The sequence below is a fragment of the Pseudoalteromonas sp. BSi20480 genome (genome assembly GCF_000241365.1).
Taxonomy (GTDB): domain Bacteria; phylum Pseudomonadota; class Gammaproteobacteria; order Enterobacterales; family Alteromonadaceae; genus Pseudoalteromonas; species Pseudoalteromonas marina.
This window is the reverse complement of sequence record NZ_BADX01000168.1, coordinates 1-26,039: the sequence shown is the minus strand read 5'-3', so window position 1 is coordinate 26,039 and position 26,039 is coordinate 1. Positions and strand designations below refer to the sequence as shown.

At 41.6% G+C, this 26,039-nt stretch carries 26 protein-coding genes; 18 read left to right on the top strand and 8 right to left on the bottom strand.

Annotated elements, in window-relative coordinates; genetic code table 11:
* Nucleotides 1-10 precede the first annotated feature (10 nt).
* The 5 genes from P20480_RS01065 to P20480_RS01085 all read left to right on the top strand — a co-directional run bounded on the left by P20480_RS01065 (nt 11) and on the right by P20480_RS01085 (nt 6,699).
* Nucleotides 11-1,258 carry an exonuclease SbcCD subunit D gene (locus tag P20480_RS01065; protein ID WP_008132885.1) on the top strand — a complete coding sequence of 416 codons (1,248 nt, stop codon included), beginning with the start codon at nt 11-13 and terminating at the stop codon, nt 1,256-1,258.
* Nucleotides 1,255-4,905 (top strand): AAA family ATPase, encoded by a 3,651-nt coding sequence (locus P20480_RS01070; RefSeq protein ID WP_008132884.1) that lies wholly within the window; start codon nt 1,255-1,257, stop codon nt 4,903-4,905. Before P20480_RS01065 ends, P20480_RS01070 begins: the two co-directional genes overlap by 4 nt.
* A 20-nt stretch (nt 4,906-4,925) precedes the next feature.
* Entirely contained in the window at nt 4,926-5,585 is a 660-nt protein-coding gene (locus tag P20480_RS01075) for a class I SAM-dependent methyltransferase (protein ID WP_008132883.1), read from the top strand.
* A gap of 146 nt (nt 5,586-5,731) precedes the next feature.
* Nucleotides 5,732-6,178 (top strand): hypothetical protein, encoded by a 447-nt coding sequence (locus tag P20480_RS01080; RefSeq protein ID WP_008132882.1) that lies wholly within the window; start codon nt 5,732-5,734, stop codon nt 6,176-6,178.
* Between the two features lie 128 nt (nt 6,179-6,306).
* A complete protein-coding gene (locus P20480_RS01085) occupies nt 6,307-6,699 on the top strand; it encodes a tellurite resistance TerB family protein (RefSeq protein WP_006793298.1) in 393 nt (130 codons plus the stop codon).
* Between the two features lie 70 nt (nt 6,700-6,769).
* Here the strand turns inward: P20480_RS01085 and P20480_RS01090 are convergent, their stop codons facing one another.
* Genes P20480_RS01090 through P20480_RS01100 form a run of 3 tightly spaced genes read right to left on the bottom strand, consistent with a single transcriptional unit; the run spans nt 6,770 to nt 8,179 of the window.
* Nucleotides 6,770-7,162 (bottom strand): ACT domain-containing protein, encoded by a 393-nt coding sequence (locus tag P20480_RS01090; RefSeq protein ID WP_008132880.1) that lies wholly within the window; start codon nt 7,160-7,162, stop codon nt 6,770-6,772.
* Between the two features lie 17 nt (nt 7,163-7,179).
* Nucleotides 7,180-7,722 carry a DUF6942 family protein gene (locus P20480_RS01095; protein ID WP_008132878.1) on the bottom strand — a complete coding sequence of 181 codons (543 nt, stop codon included), beginning with the start codon at nt 7,720-7,722 and terminating at the stop codon, nt 7,180-7,182.
* 1 nt (nt 7,723) lies between these two features.
* A complete protein-coding gene (locus tag P20480_RS01100; RefSeq protein WP_004588273.1) occupies nt 7,724-8,179 on the bottom strand; it encodes a YaiI/YqxD family protein in 456 nt (151 codons plus the stop codon).
* A gap of 120 nt (nt 8,180-8,299) precedes the next feature.
* Between P20480_RS01100 and P20480_RS01105 the strand changes: the two genes are divergently transcribed.
* Nucleotides 8,300-8,821, top strand: coding sequence for a lipocalin family protein (locus tag P20480_RS01105; RefSeq protein WP_008132874.1), 522 nt, complete (start codon nt 8,300-8,302; stop codon nt 8,819-8,821).
* A gap of 239 nt (nt 8,822-9,060) precedes the next feature.
* Here the strand turns inward: P20480_RS01105 and P20480_RS01110 are convergent, their stop codons facing one another.
* From P20480_RS01110 to P20480_RS01120, 3 genes are read right to left on the bottom strand one after another with little or no spacing between them, the layout of a single operon-like run.
* Nucleotides 9,061-9,402, bottom strand: a complete 342-nt coding sequence (locus P20480_RS01110) for a DUF3325 domain-containing protein (protein ID WP_008132872.1) — start codon at nt 9,400-9,402, stop codon at nt 9,061-9,063.
* The gene (locus P20480_RS01115) at nt 9,399-10,994 is read right to left on the bottom strand and encodes a PepSY-associated TM helix domain-containing protein (protein ID WP_008132870.1); all 1,596 of its coding nucleotides are present in this window, start codon (nt 10,992-10,994) and stop codon (nt 9,399-9,401) included. Before P20480_RS01115 ends, P20480_RS01110 begins: the two co-directional genes overlap by 4 nt.
* The gene (locus P20480_RS01120; RefSeq protein WP_008132868.1) at nt 10,991-11,329 is read right to left on the bottom strand and encodes a hypothetical protein; all 339 of its coding nucleotides are present in this window, start codon (nt 11,327-11,329) and stop codon (nt 10,991-10,993) included. The genes P20480_RS01115 and P20480_RS01120 overlap by 4 nt, the downstream gene beginning before the upstream one ends.
* A 222-nt stretch (nt 11,330-11,551) precedes the next feature.
* On the opposite strand from P20480_RS01120, the gene P20480_RS01125 reads away from it, so the two are divergent.
* The 4 genes from P20480_RS01125 to P20480_RS01140 all read left to right on the top strand — a co-directional run bounded on the left by P20480_RS01125 (nt 11,552) and on the right by P20480_RS01140 (nt 15,520).
* Nucleotides 11,552-11,908 carry a VOC family protein gene (locus tag P20480_RS01125; protein ID WP_008132867.1) on the top strand — a complete coding sequence of 119 codons (357 nt, stop codon included), beginning with the start codon at nt 11,552-11,554 and terminating at the stop codon, nt 11,906-11,908.
* 150 nt (nt 11,909-12,058) lie between these two features.
* Entirely contained in the window at nt 12,059-12,649 is a 591-nt protein-coding gene (locus tag P20480_RS01130) for a uracil-DNA glycosylase family protein (protein WP_008132865.1), read from the top strand.
* Nucleotides 12,646-12,972, top strand: coding sequence for a hypothetical protein (locus P20480_RS01135; RefSeq protein ID WP_008132863.1), 327 nt, complete (start codon nt 12,646-12,648; stop codon nt 12,970-12,972). Before P20480_RS01130 ends, P20480_RS01135 begins: the two co-directional genes overlap by 4 nt.
* Nucleotides 12,973-13,135: 163 nt before the next feature.
* Nucleotides 13,136-15,520 (top strand): TonB-dependent receptor, encoded by a 2,385-nt coding sequence (locus P20480_RS01140; protein WP_008132861.1) that lies wholly within the window; start codon nt 13,136-13,138, stop codon nt 15,518-15,520.
* On the opposite strand, the gene P20480_RS01145 is transcribed toward P20480_RS01140, so the two are convergent.
* A complete protein-coding gene (locus P20480_RS01145) occupies nt 15,504-16,433 on the bottom strand; it encodes a LysR family transcriptional regulator (RefSeq protein ID WP_008132859.1) in 930 nt (309 codons plus the stop codon). The two genes, P20480_RS01140 and P20480_RS01145, sit on opposite strands and share 17 nt — an antisense overlap.
* Nucleotides 16,434-16,523: 90 nt before the next feature.
* On the opposite strand from P20480_RS01145, the gene P20480_RS01150 reads away from it, so the two are divergent.
* The 3 genes from P20480_RS01150 to P20480_RS01160 all read left to right on the top strand — a co-directional run bounded on the left by P20480_RS01150 (nt 16,524) and on the right by P20480_RS01160 (nt 20,322).
* Nucleotides 16,524-17,330, top strand: a complete 807-nt coding sequence (locus P20480_RS01150; RefSeq protein ID WP_008132858.1) for a class II aldolase/adducin family protein — start codon at nt 16,524-16,526, stop codon at nt 17,328-17,330.
* A gap of 126 nt (nt 17,331-17,456) precedes the next feature.
* The gene (locus P20480_RS01155) at nt 17,457-19,448 is read left to right on the top strand and encodes an AMP-binding protein (RefSeq protein WP_008132856.1); all 1,992 of its coding nucleotides are present in this window, start codon (nt 17,457-17,459) and stop codon (nt 19,446-19,448) included.
* 1 nt (nt 19,449) lies between these two features.
* On the top strand, nt 19,450-20,322 hold the full coding sequence (locus P20480_RS01160) for a bile acid:sodium symporter family protein (RefSeq protein ID WP_033025890.1): 873 nt from the start codon (nt 19,450-19,452) through the stop codon (nt 20,320-20,322).
* Between the two features lie 57 nt (nt 20,323-20,379).
* Here P20480_RS01160 and P20480_RS01165 read toward each other — a convergent pair whose 3' ends face one another.
* Nucleotides 20,380-21,288, bottom strand: a complete 909-nt coding sequence (locus P20480_RS01165; protein ID WP_008132852.1) for a LysR family transcriptional regulator — start codon at nt 21,286-21,288, stop codon at nt 20,380-20,382.
* A 115-nt stretch (nt 21,289-21,403) separates the two neighbouring features.
* Here P20480_RS01165 and P20480_RS01170 point away from each other — a divergent pair, with 115 nt between their 5' ends.
* From P20480_RS01170 to P20480_RS01190, 5 genes are read left to right on the top strand one after another with little or no spacing between them, the layout of a single operon-like run.
* A complete protein-coding gene (locus tag P20480_RS01170; protein ID WP_008132850.1) occupies nt 21,404-22,624 on the top strand; it encodes an acyl-CoA dehydrogenase family protein in 1,221 nt (406 codons plus the stop codon).
* A 9-nt stretch (nt 22,625-22,633) separates the two neighbouring features.
* Nucleotides 22,634-23,455 (top strand): SDR family oxidoreductase, encoded by an 822-nt coding sequence (locus P20480_RS01175; protein ID WP_008132848.1) that lies wholly within the window; start codon nt 22,634-22,636, stop codon nt 23,453-23,455.
* A 12-nt stretch (nt 23,456-23,467) separates the two neighbouring features.
* Nucleotides 23,468-24,535: a phosphotransferase family protein gene (locus P20480_RS01180; RefSeq protein WP_008132846.1), complete on the top strand. Its 1,068-nt coding sequence runs from the start codon at nt 23,468-23,470 to the stop codon at nt 24,533-24,535.
* The gene (locus tag P20480_RS01185) at nt 24,535-25,239 is read left to right on the top strand and encodes a histidine phosphatase family protein (protein ID WP_008132844.1); all 705 of its coding nucleotides are present in this window, start codon (nt 24,535-24,537) and stop codon (nt 25,237-25,239) included. The genes P20480_RS01180 and P20480_RS01185 overlap by 1 nt, the downstream gene beginning before the upstream one ends.
* 10 nt (nt 25,240-25,249) lie before the next feature.
* Nucleotides 25,250-25,996, top strand: a complete 747-nt coding sequence (locus P20480_RS01190) for an SDR family oxidoreductase (RefSeq protein ID WP_008132839.1) — start codon at nt 25,250-25,252, stop codon at nt 25,994-25,996.
* The last annotated feature ends 43 nt before the right edge of the window (nt 25,997-26,039 follow it).

The following is a 26,039-nucleotide window of genomic DNA, read 5'->3' as shown; positions in this document are numbered from 1 at the left end:
AGAGCGCGACATGAAAGTCCTTCATACCTCCGATTGGCACCTTGGCCAACAATTTTACGAACACGACCGCCGTGTTGAGCATCAAGCATTTTTTACCTGGTTACTTGCCACACTTGTTGAGCAGCAAATAGATTTGTTATTAGTCGCAGGCGATATTTATCATACGGCAACACCCAGTGCCAGCGCCGAAAACCAACTTTACCAGTTTATAAAAGACGCTAAAAAACATTGCCCACACATGCACGTGGTAATTATTGCTGGCAATCATGACTCTGCAAATCGTATTTTAGCGGCTCAGCCCTTACTTGCTCAATTTGATACCCACGTAGTAGGGCGTTTTGATGTATCAGCGCCTGGCGATATTATTATAGAAATAAATACTAATAATAAACGCGCTGTAATCGTCGCTATGCCTTTTTTGCGCTCAAGCGATGTCAGCTCACTAAGCCAAACAAAAAACGGCCCTAGCTATGCACAAGGCGTTGCAAATGCCTATGAGCTTGCTTTAGAGCATGCCTATAAAATTAATGAGCAAAAATCACCGTTAATTGTAATGGGGCACTTACACGCTAAAGGCGGCGACATATCAAGCGATTCAGAGCGCAACTTAGTGATTGGTGGTGAAGAGTCTATTTCAGCCAGTGTATTTGGTAACAAGGCAGACTACGTAGCACTGGGGCATTTACACAAAGCGCAACAAGTTGCTAAAAACGAGGCTATTCGCTACAGCGGCACGCCTATTCCCATGTCGTTTTCAGAGCGTAACTATACTCACCAAGTTAATGTTGTCGAATTTAAAAGCGATAAAAAACAGAGTATTAGCACAACTGTAAACCCCCTTTACATTCCGCGCTCGGCCGACGTTATTATTTTACCAAAAGGGGAGTGTGTGCCACTGAATGACTTATGTGAACAAATTAAAGCACTCGATACATCACAACATACTATTGCCCCTTATTTACGCGTAAAACTTAAATCAAGTGATACCGACACCACCTTCAGAGAACAAATAGAACAAGCACTAGAAGGTAAGCACGTAAAATTTTGCGGTATCGAACGCGTTCGTGAACAAACAACCCATACCGACAACGACACAGTATTTGAAGATTTAAGTGAAGTTGAAATGCTCAATCCGCTCAATTTATTAGAACAAGCCTTTGCAAATGATAAAGACATGGCAGGGCAGAACGTACCCGATGAACTAAAAGTGCTTTTAAACGATGTAATAAGTGAACTGACGGAGCAAGACCAACTATGAAAATAACCGCAGTACGCATTCATAACTTAGCATCAATAGTAGACGCCGAAATCGACTTTACTCAAGCCCCATTAAAAGATGCGGGCTTATTTGCAATAACCGGCGACACCGGCGCGGGTAAAAGTACCTTTTTAGATGCTATTTGTTTAGCACTTTATACAAAAACGGCACGCCTAAAAGGCGATAAAGGTAACCTAATTGATTTTAATGGCGACAGCATAAAATTAAACGATGCGCGTAACTTATTACGCCGTGGAAAATGGGAAGGCTTTGCTGAGGTTGACTTTGTAGGGCAAGACAAACACCTTTACCGCGCCCGTTATTCTATACAGCGCACCCATAAAAAAGTAACCGGTAAATTAAAAGTCGCCGAGCACACGTTAGTTACCCTACCAGATGAAACATTAATAGCCGACAAAAGCCAAACCTTAAAACAAATAGAAAATAAAATAGGGCTAAGCTTTGAGCAATTCTCGCGTGCGGTATTATTAGCGCAGCACGAATTTGCTGCGTTTTTGAAAGCCACTGGCGATGAACGCGCGCAATTATTAGAGTGCTTAACGGGCACCGACAAATTTAGCCTGATTGGTAAGCGTATTTTTGAACGTAACAAAGAGTTAAAAGATAAGTTTGATTTACTACAAGCAAGCCTTTCAAGTTATACCTTATTGAGTGAAGACGAATTAGCAATAAAACACACCACACTTAATGAGCTAAAACAGCAAATAGAACACACTAAAAAAACGCTAATAAGCACAGAACAAAACCTAAATTGGTACAAGCAAGCAAGTGCACTTGAGCTAGCACTTAAAGAGGCAACAAAAAGTCAGCAGCATGCTACCAACGAGCTTGCAAAAATTGCTCAACAGAGTGAACAAGCAAAACAAGCACAAAGCGCACTTGAGATAAAAGATAACCGAAAACGACATGAGTATTTAACGGCGCAAAATAACACACTAAATAAACAAATAAGTGACTTAAAAAATATTGACCATGAAACGCTTATTGAAGAGCAAGCAAAGGCACTTAAAACCAAACAAAGCGAATTAAAAACAGCGCAAGAGCAAAAGCAATCTGCAGAGCCAATTATTGCAAAAGCCCGCGAGCTCGACAGTCAGCTTGCTATACACGCACAAAGCATTACTAGCCTTAGTCAGCAAAGTGATAAAGAGCAGCAACAACTTAGCGAATTACAAATTCAGTTTAAACACAGCCAAACCGCGCTTGATGAAGCAACTAAGCTAAATACGCAGCATCAGCAATGGCTTACTGAACATACGCAGCTTAACCCGCTCGCGAATGATTGGAATTTTTACCAACACAGCTTTAATACGTATTTAAGTGCCAATGAGCAAATAAAGGCAACCGCTTCTCAAAGCAAACAGCTGCTAGAAGAGCAAACTAAACACGCGACACAGTTAGCAGATCAAACTAAAAAAGTAGAGCTACAAGAACAACAACTTGCGCATCAGAAGAAAGATCTCAAACAATTAAGTGAGCAACTACGTCAATTCAATATTGAGCAATGCGATAGCAAACTTAAAAATATTGAATATTTAAATGATCAGCGCTTGCGCTACCAGCAGTTTAATCAAGAAATAAAACACAGCTCACAACAACAAGCGGCGGTTGCAGCCAAACTTGTAAACAGTGAGCAAACGCAAACAACATTGCAACAAAGCTTAGCTTCATGCGAACAAGCACTTAAACACAGCGAATACGCATTAAACCAAGCACGCCTGCGTGCCAGCGAAAACGTAGAGCATTTACGCACTCAGCTTATTTCAAACGAGCCATGTGTAGTGTGCGGGGCAAAAGAGCACCCGTATGCAAGCAGCCAAAGCCCGCAATTAATTAACTTAATAGCCGATTTTGAAGCAAGTTATAATCAGGCTAAACAGCTACACGATAGCGCTCAAACTAAGCTGCATCAGCATCAAACACAACATGCTGTACTTGTCACTGAGCACGCCCAGCACAGTCAGGCCATACAAAGCGCACAGGCAAAACAGCTAGAAATTAAAACAACAATGCAAGGAACGCGTACAGAGCTTAACGATTTAACAAAGCAGCAGCTTGATGAAACCCACGCCCAGCTCAGCAACCAAAAGTCTCACTATTTTGAGTCACAAAAACAGCAAACAGCCTTGCAAGAAAAAGTAAATCAGCAAACAAACGCCTTGAAAGCAGAGCAACAAACACAACAGCAATTGCATAATTTAAACAGTGAACTAACCAATAAACTAAGCCAAGTGAATACAAAGCACGCTGAGCTAACGTCGCAAATTAATGAGCTCGCTACAACACTTAATGCACAATTTGAAAACAGCAACTTTTGGCAACAGCTGCAAACTGGCTCGCTTAACTTAAATGATTTAAGCCAACAGGTTGAGCTGTATCAGCATACATATGCGCAACTTGAGCAAAGTCAAAAACAAATAGACACAGCCAATCAGCAATTACAGCAGCTTACGCCATTAATAACTAAAAGCGAAAGTGCACTTAAAACGCTAAAAGATGATTTAGACAATGCTCAACAGCTAAAAAATACAACCCAAAGTGAGCGCCTTGGGTTGTTTAATAACGAGCAAATAAGCGTAAACGACTACCAAACAAAAATTAATGCCCAGCTTGAGCAATGCCAAGCTCAGTTAACTAACAGCCAGCAAACTTACGATAACGCTGTAAAAAAACGAGACGAGCATGCAATTGAGCTTAAAAACGCAGAGCTGCGTTTAGCCGATCAAAGCACGGAGCTTAAAACACTTGAAGAGCGCTACAACGAATGGTTTAGCGACTTTAAAGCCCAGTACAGTGAGGCAACGCACGAGCAGATCACAATTTTACTAACGTTAAGCAGTGAGCAAATTAAAGCCCATTTAACCCAGTTTGAGCAGCTTTCAGCTGCACTTACTGATGCAAATGCAGCGCTTAAACAGCAACAAAGTGCGCATACAGATCACCAAAATACCAACAAGCCATCACAAAACCATACTGAACTCACCGAGCAATTAGCGGCATTAAATGCAAAGCAAACTGAGCAGCAAAACAGCTTACTTATCACCAATACTGCTATAGAACAGCACAATCAAAATGCCAAAGCACTTGAGGGTAAGCAAACTGAGCTAGCCACCCTTAAAAAGCGAGTTGAACAATGGCACTTACTTAATAAAGTATTGGGCGATGCAACCGGTAAAACCATGCGTAACTTAGCGCAAACACAAACGCTAAAAATATTACTGCATTACGCTAATAGCCACTTAAAAACCCTTAATAAACGCTACGAGCTTACAGCCATTGCGCAATCGCTCGATATTGCCATTATTGACCGCGATATGGCCGACGAACAACGCTCGGTTAATACACTCTCTGGCGGTGAATCGTTTTTAGTATCACTAGCACTGGCATTAGGGCTTGCATCCCTTTCGTCAAACAAAGTACAAATCAACTCTTTGTTTATTGACGAAGGGTTTGGTACGTTAGATAGCGAAACACTCAGCGTTGCTATGGACGCGCTCGATTCGTTGCAAGCACAGGGCCGCAAAGTAGGGGTTATATCGCATGTGAGCGAAATGAGCGAACGTGTAGCCACGCAAGTTCATGTAAGTAAGCAAAGTGGTGGATACTCCACTATTGAAGTTTTATAAGCTGATTAAAGGAGTTAAAAATGCCGACATTTACAGGCGAGCAAGCAACACATTACGATAGTCGCATTACCCGCTTAGTACCTGGTTACGAGCTATTACACCAACTAACCAATGCACAACTACTCGCTACGTTAGCAGACAACGCCCATATTTTAGTAGTAGGAGCCGGTACAGGTAAAGAAATACTCGCCCTTGCCGCGCTTAACCCTACTTGGCAATTTACCGCGCAAGATACCTCAAGGGATATGCTCGTAATTGCTAAACAAGCGTTTGAAGAGCACGGCATAGCAAAGCGCGTTAACGTTATTGAAGGTGAGCTCGATAAGCTATCAACTAAGGCTGATGCGGCGCTATGTCTACTCGTAATGCACTTTTTAAAAGACGACGGCAGCAAAAAGCAGCTACTAAAAAATATTAAAGCTAATTTAAATAAAGGCGCAAACTTATTTATTAGCGATTTAATGAAACCCGAAACCGACTTTGAGCGCGAAGCACAAATTACTGTGTGTGCCGATTTAGGCTTAAGTGACGCAGGGCAAGCCTACACAGCTCAAAATTTAGAAAGTGAGTTTTACCCACTTGATAGAATGCGCTTAAGTGAATTACTTAACGAGTGCAAATACGGTATTCCTAAGCTTTATTTTAAAGCGCTTGGTTTTAGCGGATACGTTGTTAAATAGTCTTAACCTTAGCACCGATCTGGCTTCAGTCGGTGTTTTCCTTTGAACACATTCTTACATCTTCTAACAGGTACAAACAAAGCTCTCACAGTTTTATTACTAATTAGTGAATATGATTATACTCATTACCAACACAGAGAATAATCATGAAAAAAAGTTTAATTGCCCTTTTATTACTGTCTGGCTGTGCCTCTCAGGGCGTTGATCGCGATGACCAAGGTCATATCATTAAGCATTACTATGCTACGGTCGAATCAATTGAAAAGGTAAAGCTGTCATCAGAAATCGGAACCGGAATCATGGTTGGTGCAGGCATTGGTTTAGCCGAGGATTTAGATGGTAACACCGAAGACATGATCAGCGGTGCAATTGCCGGAGCATTGATTGGCGGACTTTTTACGGCATTATTTGAAGGCGGTAACACAGCATACCAATACACACTTAACGATGTAGATAACGGCGAATTTAATGTAATTCAAAAGACAAAACTGCCGAAAAATACTCGCTGTGTAAGAGTAAAAACAGGAAATAAAGTAAAGCTAGAAGCGGCTAATGACAGCTTTTGCCTAAATATAAATAACACCAAAAGCTAATCTAGCTTCAAGGCTCGTATTATTAATTACTTACAAAATGTTGCAATTAAACAAACCCATTAAAATTACTTTTTGGTGTGCTTTGGTATAAGCTCTTTAGCAGTATTTTTATCCATCAAGGAAGCACTATGAAGTTTGAACAGTTATTAAATAATTTTGATATGGGCGTGTGTGTTGAGCAACTTCAAAAAGAGTCGTTATTAGACCTGGCTTTACTTTTTGTCACTGTTGATGGTTCTATTGCTGACGAAGAGCTAAATGTAGTGAGTGCTTGGGCACAAAAAATTGAATGGAACTCAGCAATAGAAATAGACAATTACATAATAGAAATGACTAAAAAATGTGTTTCAGCGGTGCAAACAAACGAAATAGAGTCATTTATTCAACACCGTATGTCGCACATTATTGACCAACCAATGAGGGTGTTTGTTTTAGAGCTTCTTAAGCAAGTAATTGAAGCTGATGGCATAACCCACGAAAACGAACTTAAAGCATTGAAAATTGTTGAATCTATAGTGTAATTAAAATATTAAAAGCTCGGTTACTGAACGTTAAACAACCCAGAACCGGGGACTTTTAATGAAATTAAGTTTAACCAATCTCTTTAAGCGCAGATAGCGCCGCCTGTGCTTTATCTATTTGTACAAAAATATGGTCGTGATAAAACGCAGCCACTACATTGGCGCTAATATTATGCTCGGTTAATTTGGCCGATACCGCAGCGGTTAAGCCAACAGCCTCAAGGCTTGAATGCACATTAAGGGTTATTAAATTATATTTACCTTCGTAAGTAATACCGGCTTTATCGGCGGTATCTGCATTTAAAATAAGGCTTAGGCCTTCTTCTTCAACGTAACTAGCAAGCGGGTTTAAATGAGCGTAGTCAGCAAGGCTACCTGCTAAACAGCAAAATATATATTCACCCTGTTTAAGCTCGGGGTTCATTGATTTTAATAACGTATTTAGCTCTAATATTCCCACCATGTTGACTCCTTACATTTTTAATTAGCTGTTTTAAGCTTAGCTACAAGCCCGCTTAATCGGGCTATTTTAATATTACTTAACTGCCTGTAATCAAAGTATGGGCACACAATAATGTTATTCGTTGTATCAATTGCAAACTCATCGTCTAGCCAATTAAATTGCGCATTAAGCTTACCTTGTTGTAATAAGTTTTTAGCATGGGTTCGCCCAGCAATAATATGTAGCTGGTTTTTATTAGTGCCGTTAATAATGGGGACACTAAATAGCAGCGCTGTTTTACTGTTTTTTTGCAGTAAAAATGTATCGCGATACGCTTGCCAGCTATCGGCTTGTTTAGCAAAGCTGTAATGCTCACTCGGTAGCGCAAACAATACTTTAGCGTATACGTTAAACACTTTACGCCAGCCATTACCACAGTGCTGGTTTATGGTATTTATTTGCTCGTTTATTACAGGCTCAACACTTTTCAGGGTTTCAAAGTAGGGCATAGGCGGTGCTTTTGCGACATACACGGCTACATTAAAATCATGCTCACCTAGGCCAATAGCTTGCTCAATCACACTAACTCGCCTTTTTTTGCGCTAAAATACGGTCGAGGTTATTGGCAAAGTTTTGGCGGTCGGTTTGGCTAAGCGGTGGTGGCCCGCCACTCATTTCTACGCCGCTTGAGCGCATGGTATCCATAAAGTCGCGCACGTTTAATAACGAGCGAATATTCTCTGGCGTGTAAAGCTCACCACGCGGGTTAAGTGCTTGGCCACCGTTATCTATAACTTCACTGGCAAGGGGAATGTCGCCAGTAATAACTAAATCGCCTTTTTCTACACGCTTTACTATTTCGTCATCGGCCACATCAAACCCGCTCGAAACCTGTACGCGGCTTATAAATTTTGAAGGCGGAATGCGCATTGCATGGTTAGCCACTAAAATGGTTGGTGTTTGCGTGCGCTCAGCGGCTCTAAAAAGTATTTCTTTTATTACCACAGGGCATGCGTCGGCATCTACCCATATTTTCATGCTTAAATCTTTTAATTGCTCTAGTATTTAGCTGATCCTATAGCAATTTATTTTAATCGGCTAGCAAACTTTATTTGGTTAAAGCCGTACAAACTGCATCACATTTAAAAAGGAGCTTTCATGAAGGCCATTATGACTATTTTACTTATTACAGGGTTATTTTTACTCACTGCCTGCACAAGTGCACCTGAAGGAATTACCCCCGTTAAAAACTTTGACCTTGAGCAGTACAAAGGTAAGTGGTACGAAATCGCCCGCCTTGATCACTCATTTGAAGAGGGCATGGAGCAAGTAACCGCAACTTACACAGTAAACGACGACGGCACAGTAAAAGTGCTCAACAAAGGTTTCATAACTAAAGAGCAAAAGTGGGATGAAGCAGAAGGCTTAGCAAAATTTGTAGAAGGGACTGACACAGGCCATTTTAAAGTCTCGTTTTTTGGCCCATTTTATGGTGCTTACGTAATTTTTGAATTAGACCAAGACGACTACCAATATGCGTTTATAACCAGTTACAACCGAGACTTTTTATGGTTTTTATCACGTACACCTACCGTTAGTGACAAGCTTAAACAGCATTTTATAGCTAAAGCAAACAAACTAGGCTTTGCCACAGAACAAATTATTTGGGTTAAACAGTAGGCTATTTAGCTATGTAAAGGGGCTTTACAGTTGTTGTGCTAATGATTGTTACAGCTGTAATAAAACGATCATCTTACTGTAAGGTAAGTTAAATATGTTTGGGCTATATTAGCTGCACTTGCAACGAGACATGCAAGTGTTGGACATACTGAATATCCCCCCTATTGTTGGCAAGCTTTATAGCTTGCCATTTTTTTTGCCTAAAATTAATGGCTTTCTTTGGATCAGATTTTTACTAACTAAAGTGAGTCTACTGCCAGTAATAGCCCTGATAAGCCAATCAGTAGCATATTTAAAAAGCTAAATGGCTTAATCAACTTTTCTATAAAATTATAAAAAATCGTTATAATTAATACACTTAACCCCATAAAACCACAAAACAGTAAAGCTCCATATCCTTGCTGCGTAACAACACAGAACAATAAACTTAGTAAAATACTGATCCAAGCAACTATTAGCAGCAAATTACTTTGCAGATTAGAGGGACGCGTTGTAAACACCGTTTTAAAATGCACTGGTTTTGCCAAAGCAAAACCATTAAAAGCAAACAAACAGAGGCTAAAGCTAAGTAAATCAATCATGCTTTTTGCCTCTTTTTATTATTGGTTAGGTTATTAGCTGTTTTTTTAGAAGCGCTAGAAGCAGTACGTAATTTTTCGGTTTGTACTAAAAACAGTATGCTAAACAGTAAAAATACCGCATCGAAAATAAACAAAGCCCATTGTTTATTAAGTAAGTAGCTCACTATATTGCCCTGTGTGGTAAGCGCATTTATTACCGGTACACTCAAACACGCGAGGGCATTTATGGCAGCCATTACACGCCATAGCAGCCTATCGCGCTTTAAAAGTGCCATAAGGGCAACCACTAACCATGCTAAAAAGAACGCTGTAACTTCTTTTTCACCACGCCCTGCTAAGGTCGGACTAAGTAATCTATTGGCAATAAAAAAGGCGCAAGTAGCCAGTGGTAAACCCATAATAGTGGCAAGGTTTAAACCTTCGACTAATTGTAAGCCAAATGAGTCTTTACCCTTATTACGCTCGCGTATGCGTTTAGCCCACATTATGCAGCCAGAGCCAATCATTACGCAGCCTGCAATACCGCCAAGTACGTATAACCAGCGCAGTAAAGGCGTAGCAAAGCGCCCTGTATGCATAGAGTTAAGTGACTCATAAAGTGCTTTACTACTGCTAAGTTCGTCATCAGTTTGTGCAACTAATTTGCCGGTAGCACCACTAAACAAAAGCCGCGGAGATTGATCGCGAAGCGCCTTTGCAGGGCTTACCAATACCGTTACTGTTGAAGCGGCCATATTCGGTTTACTAACCTGAACACGCGTAATATCTGCACTAGGCCACTTAGTATAAACTTGATCCAAAATAGTGTTTATAGGGAGCAAATCTGCACTGCCTTGGGCGTTATTAGTCACGTTATTGCTAGGTGTTACATCGTTAAAAAAGCCACGCATACCCTTGTCGTAGGTCGTTAACGCAGGGTAGGGGAACAACATAAATATAAGCGTAATAATGCCTGTGTAGGTAATCATTAAATGAAACGGCAAGGCAAGTACCGAGCTTAAATTATGCGCATCTAACCAGCTACGAGTCTCTTTATTGCGCCTAAAAGTAAACATATCTTTAAATATGCGCTTATGAATAACCACGCCCGAAATTATTGCCAGCAGCATAAAAAAGCTGGCAAAACACACCACCCAACGCCCTGTTATGGCATCTAAATAATAAAGCTGATAATGCAAGCGATAAAAAAAGTTACCGCCTTTGGTTTCAACAAAAGGGGGCAGCGCTTGCATGGTGTTTGGGTTTAATTGGGTATTTACAAACTGGCTGCGGCGCTGTCCTGGCTCTTTAGGTTTTGCATAGCCATATACTAAATACGGTATTCGCTCTTCGGGCAAGGTAATACGCCAACTAGGGGAGTTTGCAGCGTGCTGATTTAAATAATCAAAGCCCTTTATAATTTGCTGCCTTTGCGCGGCCACTCTGTCGGTTTGGGCTTGCACATTGTGTATAGCAGGTTGATTCCAGAGGTTTATTTCGTCTCTAAAAAAACTCGCTGTACCTGCAAAAAATATTACGTAAATAATCCAACAGGTAAGTAAGCCCACCCAGGTATGCAGCCAGGTCATCGACCTAAAAAAGCTGTCTTTCATAGCCAACCCTTCAGTAACGCCAATACAGCAACAAAAAAACCGGTACTTAGTAAAATACTGATCCATGCAGTTTTTAACGACTTAACCGAAAACGCATAAATAAACACTGCGGCGTAAATTAAAATACTGATAGACACACACAGTAATACGGCATCTTGCTTAGCAATAGGCAGCAGCACACTTAATAATGAAATACACGCTGAGGTAAACGCATAGCCACCCACTATGGCAATAATAAAACGCAAAAATACTAACACTCTATAGCTTTGGGCCACCTTTAAAAGCGCAGCTAGGTTAGTTTTTGTAAAAGGTACTATGTGCAGAGGTGCCTGCATAGTTAACAAATCCCTTATTCAAATACGAGGATAAAAATAAGGGGTTATTATAAAGCTTACAAATACAAAAGATAGTGATTCTCATTTGTATATTATAGATAATTTTACATTAATCCCTAGCATGTTAGTAAAATACTGATCTCTGCTCTTTTAGGGTTATTGCTTAGCTAATAACGAAGGTTTACAGTGGTCAATACTGGCAAGCCAAAGAGTAAATTTAAAATGAGCAACCACGAAAAACTAAATTATGTAGAGTTTCCCACGTGCGATTTATCAGCCACAAAAAACTTTTTTACTAACGTGTTTAACTGGCAATTTACCGACTACGGCCCAGAATATACGGCGTTTAGCGGCCAAGGACTTGATGGTGGCTTTTTTAAAGCACCGCTTAAATCACTTACTCAACATGGAGCCGCACTGCTGGTGTTTTACAGTAACGACATTCACGCAACCTATAAAAAAGTAGCGCAATATGGCGGCAAAATAGTAAAACCTATTTTTGAGTTCCCCGGTGGTTGCCGCTTTCATTTTACCGAGCCTAGTGGTAACGAATTTGCCGTATGGTCAGAAAAACAATAAATATATCAAGTGATTAGTTGTTATTTTTAGATGAGATCACAATTTTACCAACTAATAACTAATTTGAGTAAAATAAACCGATTTTTTACCAACTCATTAGGTCTAAATGGCCATTTAGAACAAAATTTAAGCATTTAAGGCCAAATTTATATGGATCCGATCAATTTAATTGAGCAAGTTAGTAAATGCGTGATCTGTGAACCTCATTTACCGTTAGGTGCTCGCCCCGTTATACAATTTAATGCCAATGCGCGTATTTTAATTGCCGGCCAAGCACCGGGCATAAAAGTACACGAAACTGGCAAGCCCTTTAACGATGCTAGCGGAAACCGCCTACGCGAATGGCTTGGGCTAAGTGTTGATGAGTTTTATGACCCGCAAAAAGTAGCTATTTTACCTATGGGCTTTTGCTACCCAGGTAAAGGTAAGTCGGGCGACTTACCTCCGCGTAAAGAATGTGCACCCGCATGGAGAGCGCAATTACTGGCCGCTCTGCCAAATTTAGAACTGACAATCGTGCTCGGTAAATACGCACAGGCTTATCATTTACCGCATACTAAAAACAGGCCCTTAACCGAGTTAGTAAAATCGTGGCGTGAGTATTGGCCGGAGCATTTGGTGCTACCACACCCAAGCCCACGCAATAATATTTGGCTTAAAAAGAACCCATGGTTTGCACAAGATGTACTGCCAGAACTTGCTGAGCGTGTTGCTAAAGTATTAAACAAAGAGCCACAATGAATAGCTATAAATCAAACGGTTATATGCTTGTAAAGGGGCTTTACAGCGCCAACGAGCTAAATGTACGTCATGCAAAAAATAATAAACTGCCAAGCGATAACCTAACTACAGGCAAAGTTATTAAACTTAATGCGGGTGACTTACTGCTATTTTCAGCCAATATGATTCACCGAGGCTTATACGGCAAAAACCGTTTAGCACTGGATATTATTTTTTGCGAAAATGCACCACAGCTTACCGCCTTTATCAATGCAGCAAACACTCCAAGCTCGGCAATCGCTAATAAAACGGCTAATCCACAAGTATTTTTTAACCCACTTTAAACCCGCTATAACCCCCTTTAACACAACACTTTTTCGCTTAACTATAAATATTACTAATAGTGTTGAATAAATAAACATCACTGTTATTTATTTTAAGACTCGTCAGTATGAAATAGACGCAAAATTATCCAATAAAAATAACCTCTATAATGGAGTTGCAGCTATGACAACTGAACACACACAGTCACACACACGTTTAAAGCCAGCTTTTTTAAAGCAAAAAGCACTGACTTTATTTACGCTCAGCGCATTAAGCGTGGGTATGGCACAAGCCGCCGAGAATAAAGTAAATAAAAGTGAGCTTGAAACCATTACCGTCACTTCGCAAAAGCGGGTGCAATCACTGCAAGATATTCCTACCTCTATTCAAGCGCTTTCTGGCGATTACCTCGAGCAAAACAGTGTTGACGATTTACTCGCCCTAAGCGAAAACCTACCTAACGTGCATATAACCGAAACCTCAAGCAGTAAACGTATTTTTGTACGCGGTATAGGCTCGGGTACTAACTCAGGCTTTGAGCAATCGGTTGCTATGTATAAAGATGGCGTGTATTTAGGGCGCGGGCATCAGGCTAAATTTCCATTTTTAGATATGCAGCGCCTTGAACTTATAAAAGGCCCGCAGTCGGTTATGTTTGGTAAAAACGCCACAGCAGGTGCCTTTAGTATGATCTCAAATTCGCCAACCGATGTACTTGAAGGCAACGTATCGGCAGAGTTTGGCTCTGATAACGAAAAGCGCTTTACAGGCGTTATAAATATTCCTATTAACGATGATTTAGCCATACGTATTGCCGCGTTTGACCACTCTGTTGATGGCTTTTTATATAACCAAGCGCGCCAAAGCGATGAGCAATCTAACGACTCATCAGGTGCGCGTTTATCAATAGATTGGCAAATAAACGATGATATAAATGCATTATTTAAATGGGAACACGGTGAGTTTGAATCGCATGGCTCGCGCTACCAATACATTATCGATACTCCCGACCGCGACTTACAAATAGCAAATGACCCTACTAACCCGGGTAACGTGGGCTATCGCTCACTTTTACTAAGCGACAACTCAGGCCTTGATTACACAAGTTCGGTATCGGGCGATGGCCACCCAGGCGGGCTTAATGAGCAAAGTAAAACAACGCTTGATAACGCATCACTTAAATTAACCTATAACCATGGCGAATACGAATTTGCCTCTGTAACCACGTATAGCGAGTATGATTGGGACTCAACCTTTGATGCCGACTTTTCTGAAGTTCCGCTTATAAAACAAGACTACTTAGAAACCTATAACCAGTTTACGCAAGAGTTTAGAGTAAGCTCGCCAACAGGGCGCACGCTTGAATACGTAGCGGGCATTTTTTACATGAGCAGCGAGCTTAAACACCCAAACGATATTTTATTTGGCGCATCGTTACTTATTCCTGATTTAGTGGGTACATCATTGGGCGTAAATGCGCTGTTTGATCAAGACCAACAAAGCTACTCCGCATTTACCGCCCTTACTTGGAATGTAAACACGCAATGGCGCGCTAATTTTGGCCTGCGTTATCAAAAAGAAGAAAAAGAAGTAAGTAGCGTACAAAATGTGTATAGCGTATTTGAGCCCAACACACCGCAAGCCGTACAACAATTTGCCAATGCGGCTGCGCCCACTATTGCAGGGCAGCTCTCAGGCGCGGGGGTACATAACCTTAACGCTAAGCGTGATGAATCGCACTTATCACCCAATATTAGTGTGCAGTATTTAGGGTTTAACAACACCATATTATTTGCAAGCGCTGGCATAGGCTACAAAGCCGGTGGTTTTGATGGTTCTGGCTTAAATGGCTCACAAGGTAACACGGTTGATGAAAACTCAGGCTTTGAGTTTGACGACGAAAAAGCCACAAACTTTGAATTTGGCATAAAAGCCGAGCCAATTAAAAATACTCTGCAAGTAAACGCTACACTGTTTTACACCCTGTACGATGACCTACAAGTATCTGAATTTAATGGTAATGCATTTGTAGTTAAAAATGCCGCCGAAACCAAAGTAAAAGGGATTGAGCTCGATTCGCGCTGGGCAATAAATCAAAGTTGGCAGCTATCGGCAAACCTTGCTGTGCTTGATTTTGAATACGAGCAATACGCCAGTGCCTCGCCAACGGTTATGCAAAGCGAGCTACTTGGCCAAGCGTTTCAAGATTTAACCGGGCAAACTGGCGCGTTTGCTCCCGATTACTCAGGCAATATAGCGATTGATTACAATACCGAGGTGTTTTCAAACCTTACTTTAAGTAGCAATTTAGCGCTTAACTTTAGTGACGATTACTTTTTAGAGCAAGATCTTGACCCAATAGCAAGGCAAAGCGCTTTTGAAAAGCTAAATTTACGCATAGAGCTAGGTAGCAGTGAAGGAGATTGGTCGGTGGCGTTATTGGCTAAAAATTTAACCGATAAACACACTTTTTCGCAGGCCAACGATGTGCCAGTAATTAGCTACGCACACCGTTTTTTATCAGAGCGTGGGCGCAGTTATCACGCACAATTTAATTACCGCTTTTAAGTTTGTCAGCAGGGATAAGTTGCTGGGCTAAACCTAGCAGCTTTTCTCGCATCCAACTATTTACTAAATCGTCATCGGCTTGTTCGTGCCAATACATGTGCACGGGCATTAACGGCACATCAAACGGCAAGCTAGTTACATGCACAGGCATTTGCTCTTTTAATACCTGCGCGTACGCGTTTGGCATTGTCATTATCATGTCGCTTTGGCTAATCACTTTAGTCGCCGCAAAATAATGTTCACATTTAAGCACTACATTACGGGCAAGTGCATGCTTTGCCAGCGCCATATCAATAATATCTACCTGCGCACCTTTTAACGACACCAACGCGTGCGATGCCTTTGCGTAATTTTGTACGGTTAAGTCATTTAATATTGGGTGATCGTGCCTACAAATTAGCGAAAAATGCTCATTACAAATAAAGGTATTTTTTATATGGTTGCTCGTTGGGGTAAGCACATCAATGACTATATCTAGCTCTTGGTTTTCGAGTGATTTTTCCATATCAACATGCGACACCTGTCGGCTGTTAATCGTGATATTAGGGGTGTTTGTGAGTAGGTCGCTCATTAGCGGCGGAAAAAATATCGATTCTAAAATATCTCTAAAGCCAAATTTAATTTCGCGCTTAAAGGCGGCTATATCAAAAAGCCGCTCGTTGTTCATGGTTGCCTCTAATGCCTGCACCGACTCAATCACTTGGGCTATTATTTTTTGGCAAAAAGGCGAGGGCACCATACGCCGACCGTGGCGAATAAATAAGGGGTCGTCAAACTTATCTCTTAGGCGCGAAAGCGCATGGCTAACTGCTGGTTGCGTTAAATGCAGCTTATCTGCAGCACTGGTAATGCTCCCCTCTTGGTATACCGTTTTGAGTATTACAAACAGGTTTAAATCTATCTTTCCATGCATAGCATTTATGTTTAACCATTAATTAACATCACTTCTATTTATCTTAAGCGAGACTAAACTAAAGTCAATAGACTTTAATTTAGGATTATTATGAGCAATACACTAGAGCAGCAAGCCGCAAAAATGACCATAGGCAGCGATAAATTTAAACTTATTATGCCGCCTAAATTTAACACCCTAAACGAGCAACGCACCTACGAAAAACAACGCCTAGCCGCGGGCTTTAGAGTATTTGCTATGTACGGTTTTGATGAAGGACTTGCTGGGCACATAACACTTCGCGATTGCATAGAGCCCGATACATTTTGGGTAAACCCCGTAGGTATGCACTTTGCGCATATTAAAGCGTCAGATCTTATTCGGGTTAATCATAAAGGTAATATTATTGAAGGCAGCACACCGATTAATAATGCGGCGTTTGCTATACATTCACGCATACATATGGCGCGCCCCGACGTAAACGCAGTAGCCCATGCGCATACACGTTATGGCCGTGCGTTTTCAGCATTAGGTGAGTTACTTAAACCAATTTCGCAAGATGCCTGCGTATTTTACGAAAACCACAGCGTTTTTGATGTATTTAGCGGCGTAGTAGCCGACAGCGAAGAGGGCGACATGATAGCTAAATCGCTGGCTGATCACTGCGCTGTTATTTTGCAAAACCATGGTTTACTTACCGCTGGTTCGTCGGTTGATGCTGCAGTTGCCAACTTTGTATTGCTAGATAGCTGCTGCCAAAGCCAGTTATTAGCACAAGCCGCAGGCGAACCTAAGCTTATCTCGCACGAGGTAGCACTACATACAAAACATGCTAATGGCTCAGAGCTGGTTACATGGGGGAACTTTCAGCCCATGTATCAGGTAGTTGCTGCACAAGACAACAGTTTTTTAGATTAAAAAATGGCAATAACTTAGTTTTTGATAGACTAAATTTTATGCGGTAATGGCCCACACAACCAAAGCCGTGTTAAACACCATGCACTCACACGCAAACACACATTATAAAAATACGTTGAGAGTTTTATGACTATAACAACAATTAAAAACCACGCCGATGTTGGCAATTTAAACCTTGCTGAAATATCACCAGCGCAACTTCCTCGCTCTACTTATCATGCCATTTTACAATCGGCCCAAAACTTTGGTGATGCAACCGCTATTGAATACATTTTAGATGGCGACTGTATTAGCGAAGCGCAAATTCCGTTTGCAAAAAAGCTTATTCACCGTATTTTAATGACCTTTAAAGGCAAAAGCTTTGCTAATCCGCACCGTAAAATGAGTTACAAAGCGCTCGCAAAAAACGTAACAGGGCTTGGCAATGCATTGCACTCGTTGGGTATTACTAAAACCGAGGTAACCTCGCTGGTGTTACCTAACTTCCCTGAAACCTATGTCTCGCTTTGGGCAGCAGAGGCCGCAGGCATTGCAAACCCCATAAATCCCTTGCTTGATGAGTCCATAATGAAAGAAATTATGATCTCAGCCAATACCAAAGTAATTATTGCCCTAGGTCCAGTGCCTGGTAGCGATATTTGGCAGAAAGTAATGGCAATTAAAGAGCATATTCCCGGCCTAAAAGCGGTTATTAGCTTATTTGGTGACGACATAGCGTGCTCGCAAAATAATAAAGTACCCGTGTATGGGTTTAAAAAGTTACTGGCTGCGCAAAATACGCAAGCAGCTAATTTTACTTTGCCTGAGCAAAGCGATGTGTGCGCGTATTTTCATACGGGTGGTACCACCGGCCTACCAAAACTTGCAAAGCACTTGCACTTAAACCAGCTCACCAATGCAGGGCAGGTTAATTTACTTTCGCCAGTAAACGCAGGCGACACCATGCTAGTAGGCTTACCTATATTTCATGTAAATGCGGCGGTAGCCACGGGCATAGCCTCGGTTATGAAAGGCTGTAAAATTTTACTCGCAAGCCCTTCTGGCTTTAGGGGTAAAAACATCATTCAAAACTTGCTCACCCTAATTAATAATTACGATGTAGCCGTTATGACCGCCGTACCCACGGTTTACGCTGCTATGGTTGAACAAATTACCTCGCAAAAAATTACTGTACCACCGCTTAAAATGAAGTTTGCCATTTGTGGGGCTGCGCCGCTTTCATCAGATTTACAAGCCCTGTTTACTAAACTCACCAATACCCCACTGGTAGAGGGTTATGGCTCAACTGAGGGCAGCTCGGTAAGTACGTTAATGCCTGTAAATCCAATTAATAAAGAGGCTTCTGTAGGGCTACCAATACCGGGGATTACGCTTAAAATTGCCGATATAAACGAGCAAGGCACGCTTATTAAAATGTGCGATACACTCGATGTTGGCGAAATAATAATAACCGGTAATAACGTATTTCCGGGTTACGTAGAAGATGCGCATAACCAAGGCGCATGGGTAGTTGATGAAAACGGCCAACAATATTTTAGAACCGGGGATTTAGGAAAAATAGATGAGAGCGGGTATGTATCGTTATGCGGTAGGCAAAAAGAGCTAATAATACGCGGCGGGCACAATATAGACCCCAAAATGATAGAAGATGCCGCAACCAGCCACCCCGATGTAACACTTGCAGCCGCCGTGCCACGCCCAGACAGCTACGCAGGCGAAGTGCCGATACTTTACGTCATGCTAAGCCCACATAGCACGCTTAAACTTGATGATCTTAACATGTACGTTAGCGCCAACATACCTGAACGAGCAGCAATACCAAAAGCCATTTATATAATTGACGAAATACCACTGACCGCAGTAGGTAAAATTTATAAGCCTGAACTGGTTTGCCTAGAAATAAAACAAACCATTACAGAGGCAATTAACGCGCATTTAAAAAACAAAGCCGTGCAAATAAATGTGTTTGCTGATAAAAAGTTAGGCATAAAAGCAAATATTTTTGTAAATGAAAACGAAATAAACGAGTTACAGCCTCAAATAAAGGCGCTGTTAACCCCGTTTTCATTTAACTATGAAGTACTCGCTATAAAAACAATAACTAACGAGGTCGCCTAATTTGAATGCATCTTTTTTAACAGAAATAATATTACCCCTAGCCTTAGCGCTCATTATGTTTGGTATGGGTTTAGGCCTTACAACTACTGACTTTACAATACTTTTTAAAAAGCCCATTGCAATTGCTATGGGCTTGGTAGGCCAAATTATCGCCATGCCGCTACTGGCTTTAGGTTTATGCTATTTACTTAATTTACCCACACCAATTGCAATAGGGTTAATGATTTTAGCCGCATGCCCTGGCGGTACTATGTCAAACGTAGTGAGCCAGCTAGCAAAAGCTAATTTAGCGCTTTCGGTAAGCTTAACCGCCGCCTCAACTGCTATTAGCATTATTACCACCCCGTTTATTATTGGCTTTGCCATGCACCAATTTGCGCCGCAAGACGATGCCAGCTTTTCAATATTAACTACATCACTTGGGCTATTCGTAATCACCTTAGTGCCTGTAGCCATAGGTATAAGTCTGCGCCATTTTAAAAGCGAATTTGCGATTAAAAGCGAGCCGTTTTTTAGGCGTTTTTCGTTATTTTTTATGCTTGCCATGATAGCCGCGCTAGTAATAAAAGAACGCGCCTTACTGGCAAGCTCGTTTAACGATGTATTTTGGGCGTGTATAGCACTTAATATTGGTTCAATGATCATTGGTTTGCTAATAGCAAGGCTTTCAAAACTATCTTTAACTGATTCGCTAACACTTGGCATTGAAGTAGGGATTCAAAACGCATCGCTGGCTATTTTAATTGCTATAAGCTTTTTAAATAAGCCTGAGTATGCCGTAACTGGTGGTGTATATGGCCTTGCCATGTTTATTGGGCCGCTGTTATTAATTGCTGGGCTTAAGTTTAAAAACAAACGCCTTGTAAACGCTTAAAAAATAATGCGAAGCGCCAAATTTAGTTCACTAAATTTGGCGCTTTTTTTATAGCTATTAACGTTTAAAAATATGCTGCACTTGCCCGCGTAACCATACTAACGCGTCGTCTTTATCAGTACTTTGATGCCAATATAAATGCTGATAAATAGCAGGCATAGTGGTGGGCACAGGCCTTGCTATTAGTGTGTCATCCAACAATTGACTGGCAACCATTGAAGGTAAGGTAAGTAAAAATGGCGCGTCTTTTATTACCTCTTTCGCGGCAAAATAATTTTGACAACGTATAGCCACCTGCCTATTAAAGCTCAATTGCAATAACGCAATATCTTCAATAACAGTACCGGTTGCCCGGTTAGATACCGCCACATGCTTAGCCGCTAAATAATTGTCTATATTGAGTTGGTTTTTAAGCGGGTGGTTTTTTTTCATGAGTACACAAAAGTGATCGCTTGAGAGAACAGCGTGGCTAATGGGCGCTTTTATTGGCCGTGCTACATCAATTGCCATATCTATTTGATGATTAGCTAATTGCTTATGCATATCTTCACGGCTTAATTTTACGCTCGCTAAGCTTGCATTGGGAGCATGTTTTGCCAGTGCAAGTTGCAATTTAGGCAAAACAATAGGCTCTATTGCATCGTGCAGGGCTATTTTAAAGGTTTGCGCTGTGGTCTCTAAATTAAAGTCACCGCAGGCTTGTAGCACTTGGCGTAATTTTTCGAGTAAATCTATTAGCTCGGGTGCCATACGTTGGCACGCAGGGGTGGGCAGCATTAATTGCCCTTGGCGCTCAAATAACGGATCGTTTAATACAGTGCGCAAACGTTTTATAGCATGGCTAACTGCTGAGGGCGTTATGTACAGCACCTTTGCGGTTTCGCTCATGTTTTTTTCACGGTATAGGCATTCAAATATTTTAAGTAAATTTAAATCCAACTGCTGAATATTTTTAGCTTCTATCATTATTACCCGCTCATACTATGAATGTAATTCACACTTAACTGGTAATATATTTCATTTAATTCATTGAGGCGAATGTTTTATGCTGGGTTAACTAAAAAATAAACAGGCAACCCTAATGAACTTTGAGCCAAGCCAAAAAAGCCAAGACTACCTAAAGCGTGTAACTGCCTTTATGGATGAACACATCTTGCCTATTGAGCAAGCGGTAGTTGCGCATAACCATGCTAAAAATAATTCAAACGATTGGACCACTTGGCAACTAAGTGAGCACATTGAGCCATTAAAAGCGAAAGCAAAAGCCGCTGGCCTGTGGAACTTATTTTTACCCGATGCCAATTTAGCAAAAGGTTTAACCTGCTTAGAATACGCCCCTATTGCAGAGCAAATGGGTAAATGCTTATTTGCCTCAGAAATATTTAATTGTAACGCCCCCGATACCGGCAATATGGAAGTGCTTTATCATTTTGCAAACGATGAACAAAAACAGCAGTGGTTAACCCCATTATTAAATGGCGATATTCGCTCAGTATTTGCCATGACCGAGCCCGATGTCGCTTCATCAGATGCGACAAACATGCAAGCTACCATAGATGTTGATGGCGAAGATCTCATTTTAAATGGCAAAAAATGGTGGACCACCGGCCTTGGTCATCCCAATGCACAGGTGGCTATTTTTATGGGGCTTTCCAACCCCGAAAACGATAAACACAGCCAGCATTCAATGGTACTTGTACCGCTAAACACACCCGGTGTAAACATTAAGCGTATGCTAAGTGCCTGTGGCGATTTTGATGCCCCCTACGGCCACGGTGAAATGGAATTTAATAACGTACGCGTACCAAAGCAAAACCTTATTTTAGGGTTAGGTAAAGGCTTTGCCATTGCACAGGGGCGCTTAGGGCCTGGGCGAATTCATCATTGTATGCGCGCAATTGGCGCAGCAGAGCGCTGTTTAGAGCTCATGATTAAACGAGGCCTGTCGCGCAGCGCTTTTGGTAAACCCTTACTTAAATTAGGCGGTAATTTAGAACGTGTAGCGCAAGCGCGTATGGCAATAGATCAAGCCCGTTTATTAACCCTGCACGCGGCATGGAAAATAGACACTCAAGGCGTTAAACACGCCATGACCGAAATATCGAGCATAAAAGTAGTCGTGCCTAATATGCTGCAAATGGTCTCAGATATGGCAATACAAGTGTTTGGTGGCGCTGGGGTGTCGAGCGACTTTCCTATTGCCTCGTTTAATGCAATGGGGCGTATTTTACGCCTTGCAGATGGCCCAGACGAAGTACATATGGGCATGGTTTCGCGCCTCGAACTTAACAAATACCGCTAAGGCAACACCATGAAAACACGACTAATAATAACAGGTGGAGCCACAGGGCTGGGTAAAGCGTTAGCCCTGAGTTACGCAAGTAATTTGGGCGCTAACTTACAAATTTGTATTGCCGATATAAACGCCGAGCGTGCAGCCACAACCATTAGTGAGCTGCAAGCACTAAAAGCCGATGCTTTTTTTTACGCCTGCGATGTAACCAAGCAAGCAGATGTAAAGGGGCTTTACGATATTATCCAAACCAAGTGGCAGGGCGTAGATATTGTTATAAATAATGCAGGTGTTGCCACGGGCGGCTCGCTTGAGGGCGAATCGCTTGAGCAATGGCAGTGGATTATGGATATTAATTTGCTCTCTATGGTGCGGATGTGCCAAACGTTTTATCCCGCCTTTAAGCAACAAGGCAGTGGCTACTTTATTAATATAGCCTCACAAGCAGGGCTTACCCCTATTCCGTTTATGAGCAGTTATAACGCCGTAAAAGCGGCAGTTATTGGCTTTAGCGAAACCTTAAAACTTGAACTCGCCCACGATAATATAGATGTAAGCGCAGTGTGCCCAAGCTTTTTTAAAACCAATCTTGGTGAATCAATGCGCACTAGCGAGCCGGCCATGAAAACCATGCTTAACCGTGCCTTTGAGCGCTCCCCCATAAACGCAGAGCAAGTTGCCGATATTATTTATAAGCAGTCACTTAAACGCCCATTTTTAATTTTGACCCATAAATTAGGTAAACAGGCCTTTTTAATGAAAAAACTACTCCCCGTTGAGTGGTACATTAAAAGCATGCTGAAAAAAACACGCTCTATGCAACGTTTAAAATCAAAATAATAAAGGCTAGCAATGAACACACAATTATTAGATCAAGCCAAAAACGTACGCCAAGGCGAAGAGCTCGACACACAAAAAGTAGATGCCTGGCTTAAGCAACACATTACACAATTAACTGGCGAGCCAAGTGTTACTCAATACGCAGGGGGGGCATCAAACTGGACCTACTGCTTAGAATACCCAGAGCAGTCGCTTATATTACGCCGTGCGCCCAAAGGCACCAAAGCCAAAGGCGCACACGATATGGGCCGCGAGTTTAAACTTCAGCAGGCGCTAAAGCCAGTTTACGGCTATGTGCCAAATATGGAGGCGTTTTGCGACGATGAAAACATACTCGGAACCGATTTTTACGTTATGGAAAAGCTTACGGGGATAATTCCGCGTAAAAATTTACCACGCGGATTAACGCCCGAGCGCACCAAAAAGCTGTGCGAAAACGTACTCGACTGCCTAGTAGAGTTACACAAAGTAGATTACAAACAGGCCAACTTAAGCCATTTAGGCAAAGGCAAAGGCTATACACAGCGCCAAATTAGCGGCTGGAGCGAGCGCTTTACTAAAGCCAAAACTTGGAATGTACCCAGCGGCAAAAAAGTAATTAAATGGCTTGAAAACAACATGCCAAGTAACGAGCGCATTTGCATAACACATAACGATTTTAGGTTTGATAACGTTGTGCTTGATGCAAACGACTACACCAACGTACTGGGTATTTTAGATTGGGAACTTGCCACCCTTGGCGACCCACTTATGGATTTGGGCAATACACTGGCTTACTGGGTAGAGCCAGGAGATGACTTTTTAGCCCAAGCCACCCGCCGTCAACCCACTCACTTAGAGGGTATGCTAACGCGCAAAGAAGTGGTGGCCTACTACTGTAAAAAAATGAATATAACCGTAGATGACTTTACCTTTTACGAAGTGTACGGACTATTTAGACTTGCCGGCATTGTGCAGCAAATTTATTACCGCTATCACCATGGGCAAACTAAAAACCCTGCCTTTAAACACTTTTGGGTGTTTGTACATTACCTTTTATGGCGCTGTAAAAAAGCCATTAACAACCAAGGTAAAGTCTAATGTGTATTTTATATTTTGTACGCCACGGGCAGGCCAGTTTTTCGGCTGATAATTACGATACGCTCTCAACAAAAGGGCAACAGCAAGCCACACTACTGGGTGAATATTTAGCTAAAAAGCAGCTAACACCCGATGCTGTATTTGCAGGCACTATGCTGCGCCATAATCAAACCGCAGAGCTTAGTTTAGCAAGTGTTAATAATACGCCTGTGGTAATAAACGATGCGCGTTTAAACGAGTACGATCACGAACACATTTTAGCGGTTTATAACCCACAGCTTGCCACCCCAAGCCAAGTGCGTGCTGCACTTAGCGAGCAAGCCGAGCCTATGGAATACTTTAAAACGGTATTTATCAGCGCCATACAGCAATGGGTACTCAACCCCGACAGCACTCAGTATAACGAAAGCTTTAATGCATTTACTGCGCGAGTACTGGGCGCACTTGAACAAATAGCCAATGAAAACCACGGTAAAAAAGTACTTATTTACACCTCTGGCGGGCCTATTAGCATTATAACCAGCCATTTAATGGGGCTAAAGCTCGAGCGCTTTATTGATATTAATTGGAGCTTAGTAAACGCAGGCGTAACCAAAGTAGTGGCGCGCGGCAAAGGAAAAAATCAAAAATTAACGATAAGTAGTTTAAACGAGCATCACTTTTTAGAGTGCCACCCACAACAAAAATTAATTACATACACCTAAGGATCTAATTATGCGCAAAAACATACTAATAACAGGTGCAAGTTCAGGCTTAGGCAAAGGCATGGCAAAAGAGTTTGCAAAACAAGGTTGTAATCTTGCTTTATGTGCTCGGCGCTTTGAGCTGTTAGAGCAGCTAAAAAGTGAGCTTGAACAAATAAACCCAAACATAACCATTAGCATAAAAGTGCTTGATGTTAACGATCACGAACAAGTATTTAGCGTATTTAATGCCTTTAAAGAAGAGCTTAACGGCCTTGATAGAGTAATTATAAATGCTGGTATGGGCAAGGGGGCTTCTATTGGTACGGGTTACTTTAATGCCAATAAACAAACCGCACAAACTAACTTTGTGGCCGCACTGGCGCAAGCTGAGGCCGCAATGGAAATTTTTAGAGCGCAAAACCATGGACACTTAGTGACTATTTCATCTATTAGTGCTGTACGTGGTTTTAGGCGCGCCATGACCGTTTACGCCGCCACTAAAGCGGCTATTACCTCATTAAGTGAGGGCATACGCATAGATGTAATGCACACGCCTATAAAAGTAAGCTGTGTACATCCAGGTTTTATAAGAAGCGAAATAAACGAAAAAGTAAAAACAGTGCCGTTTATTGTTGATACCGAAACTGGCTGCAAAGCACTGGTAAAAGCAATAAATAAAGAAAAAGCCAACAGCTTTGTGCCAAGCTGGCCGTGGGCATTCCTGCATTGGATTTTACGCTTAGCACCACTTAGTACAATTCGTAAAATGTCGTGAGTGTTATAAATTTTAGGTATTAAAAAAGGTGGCAAATGCCACC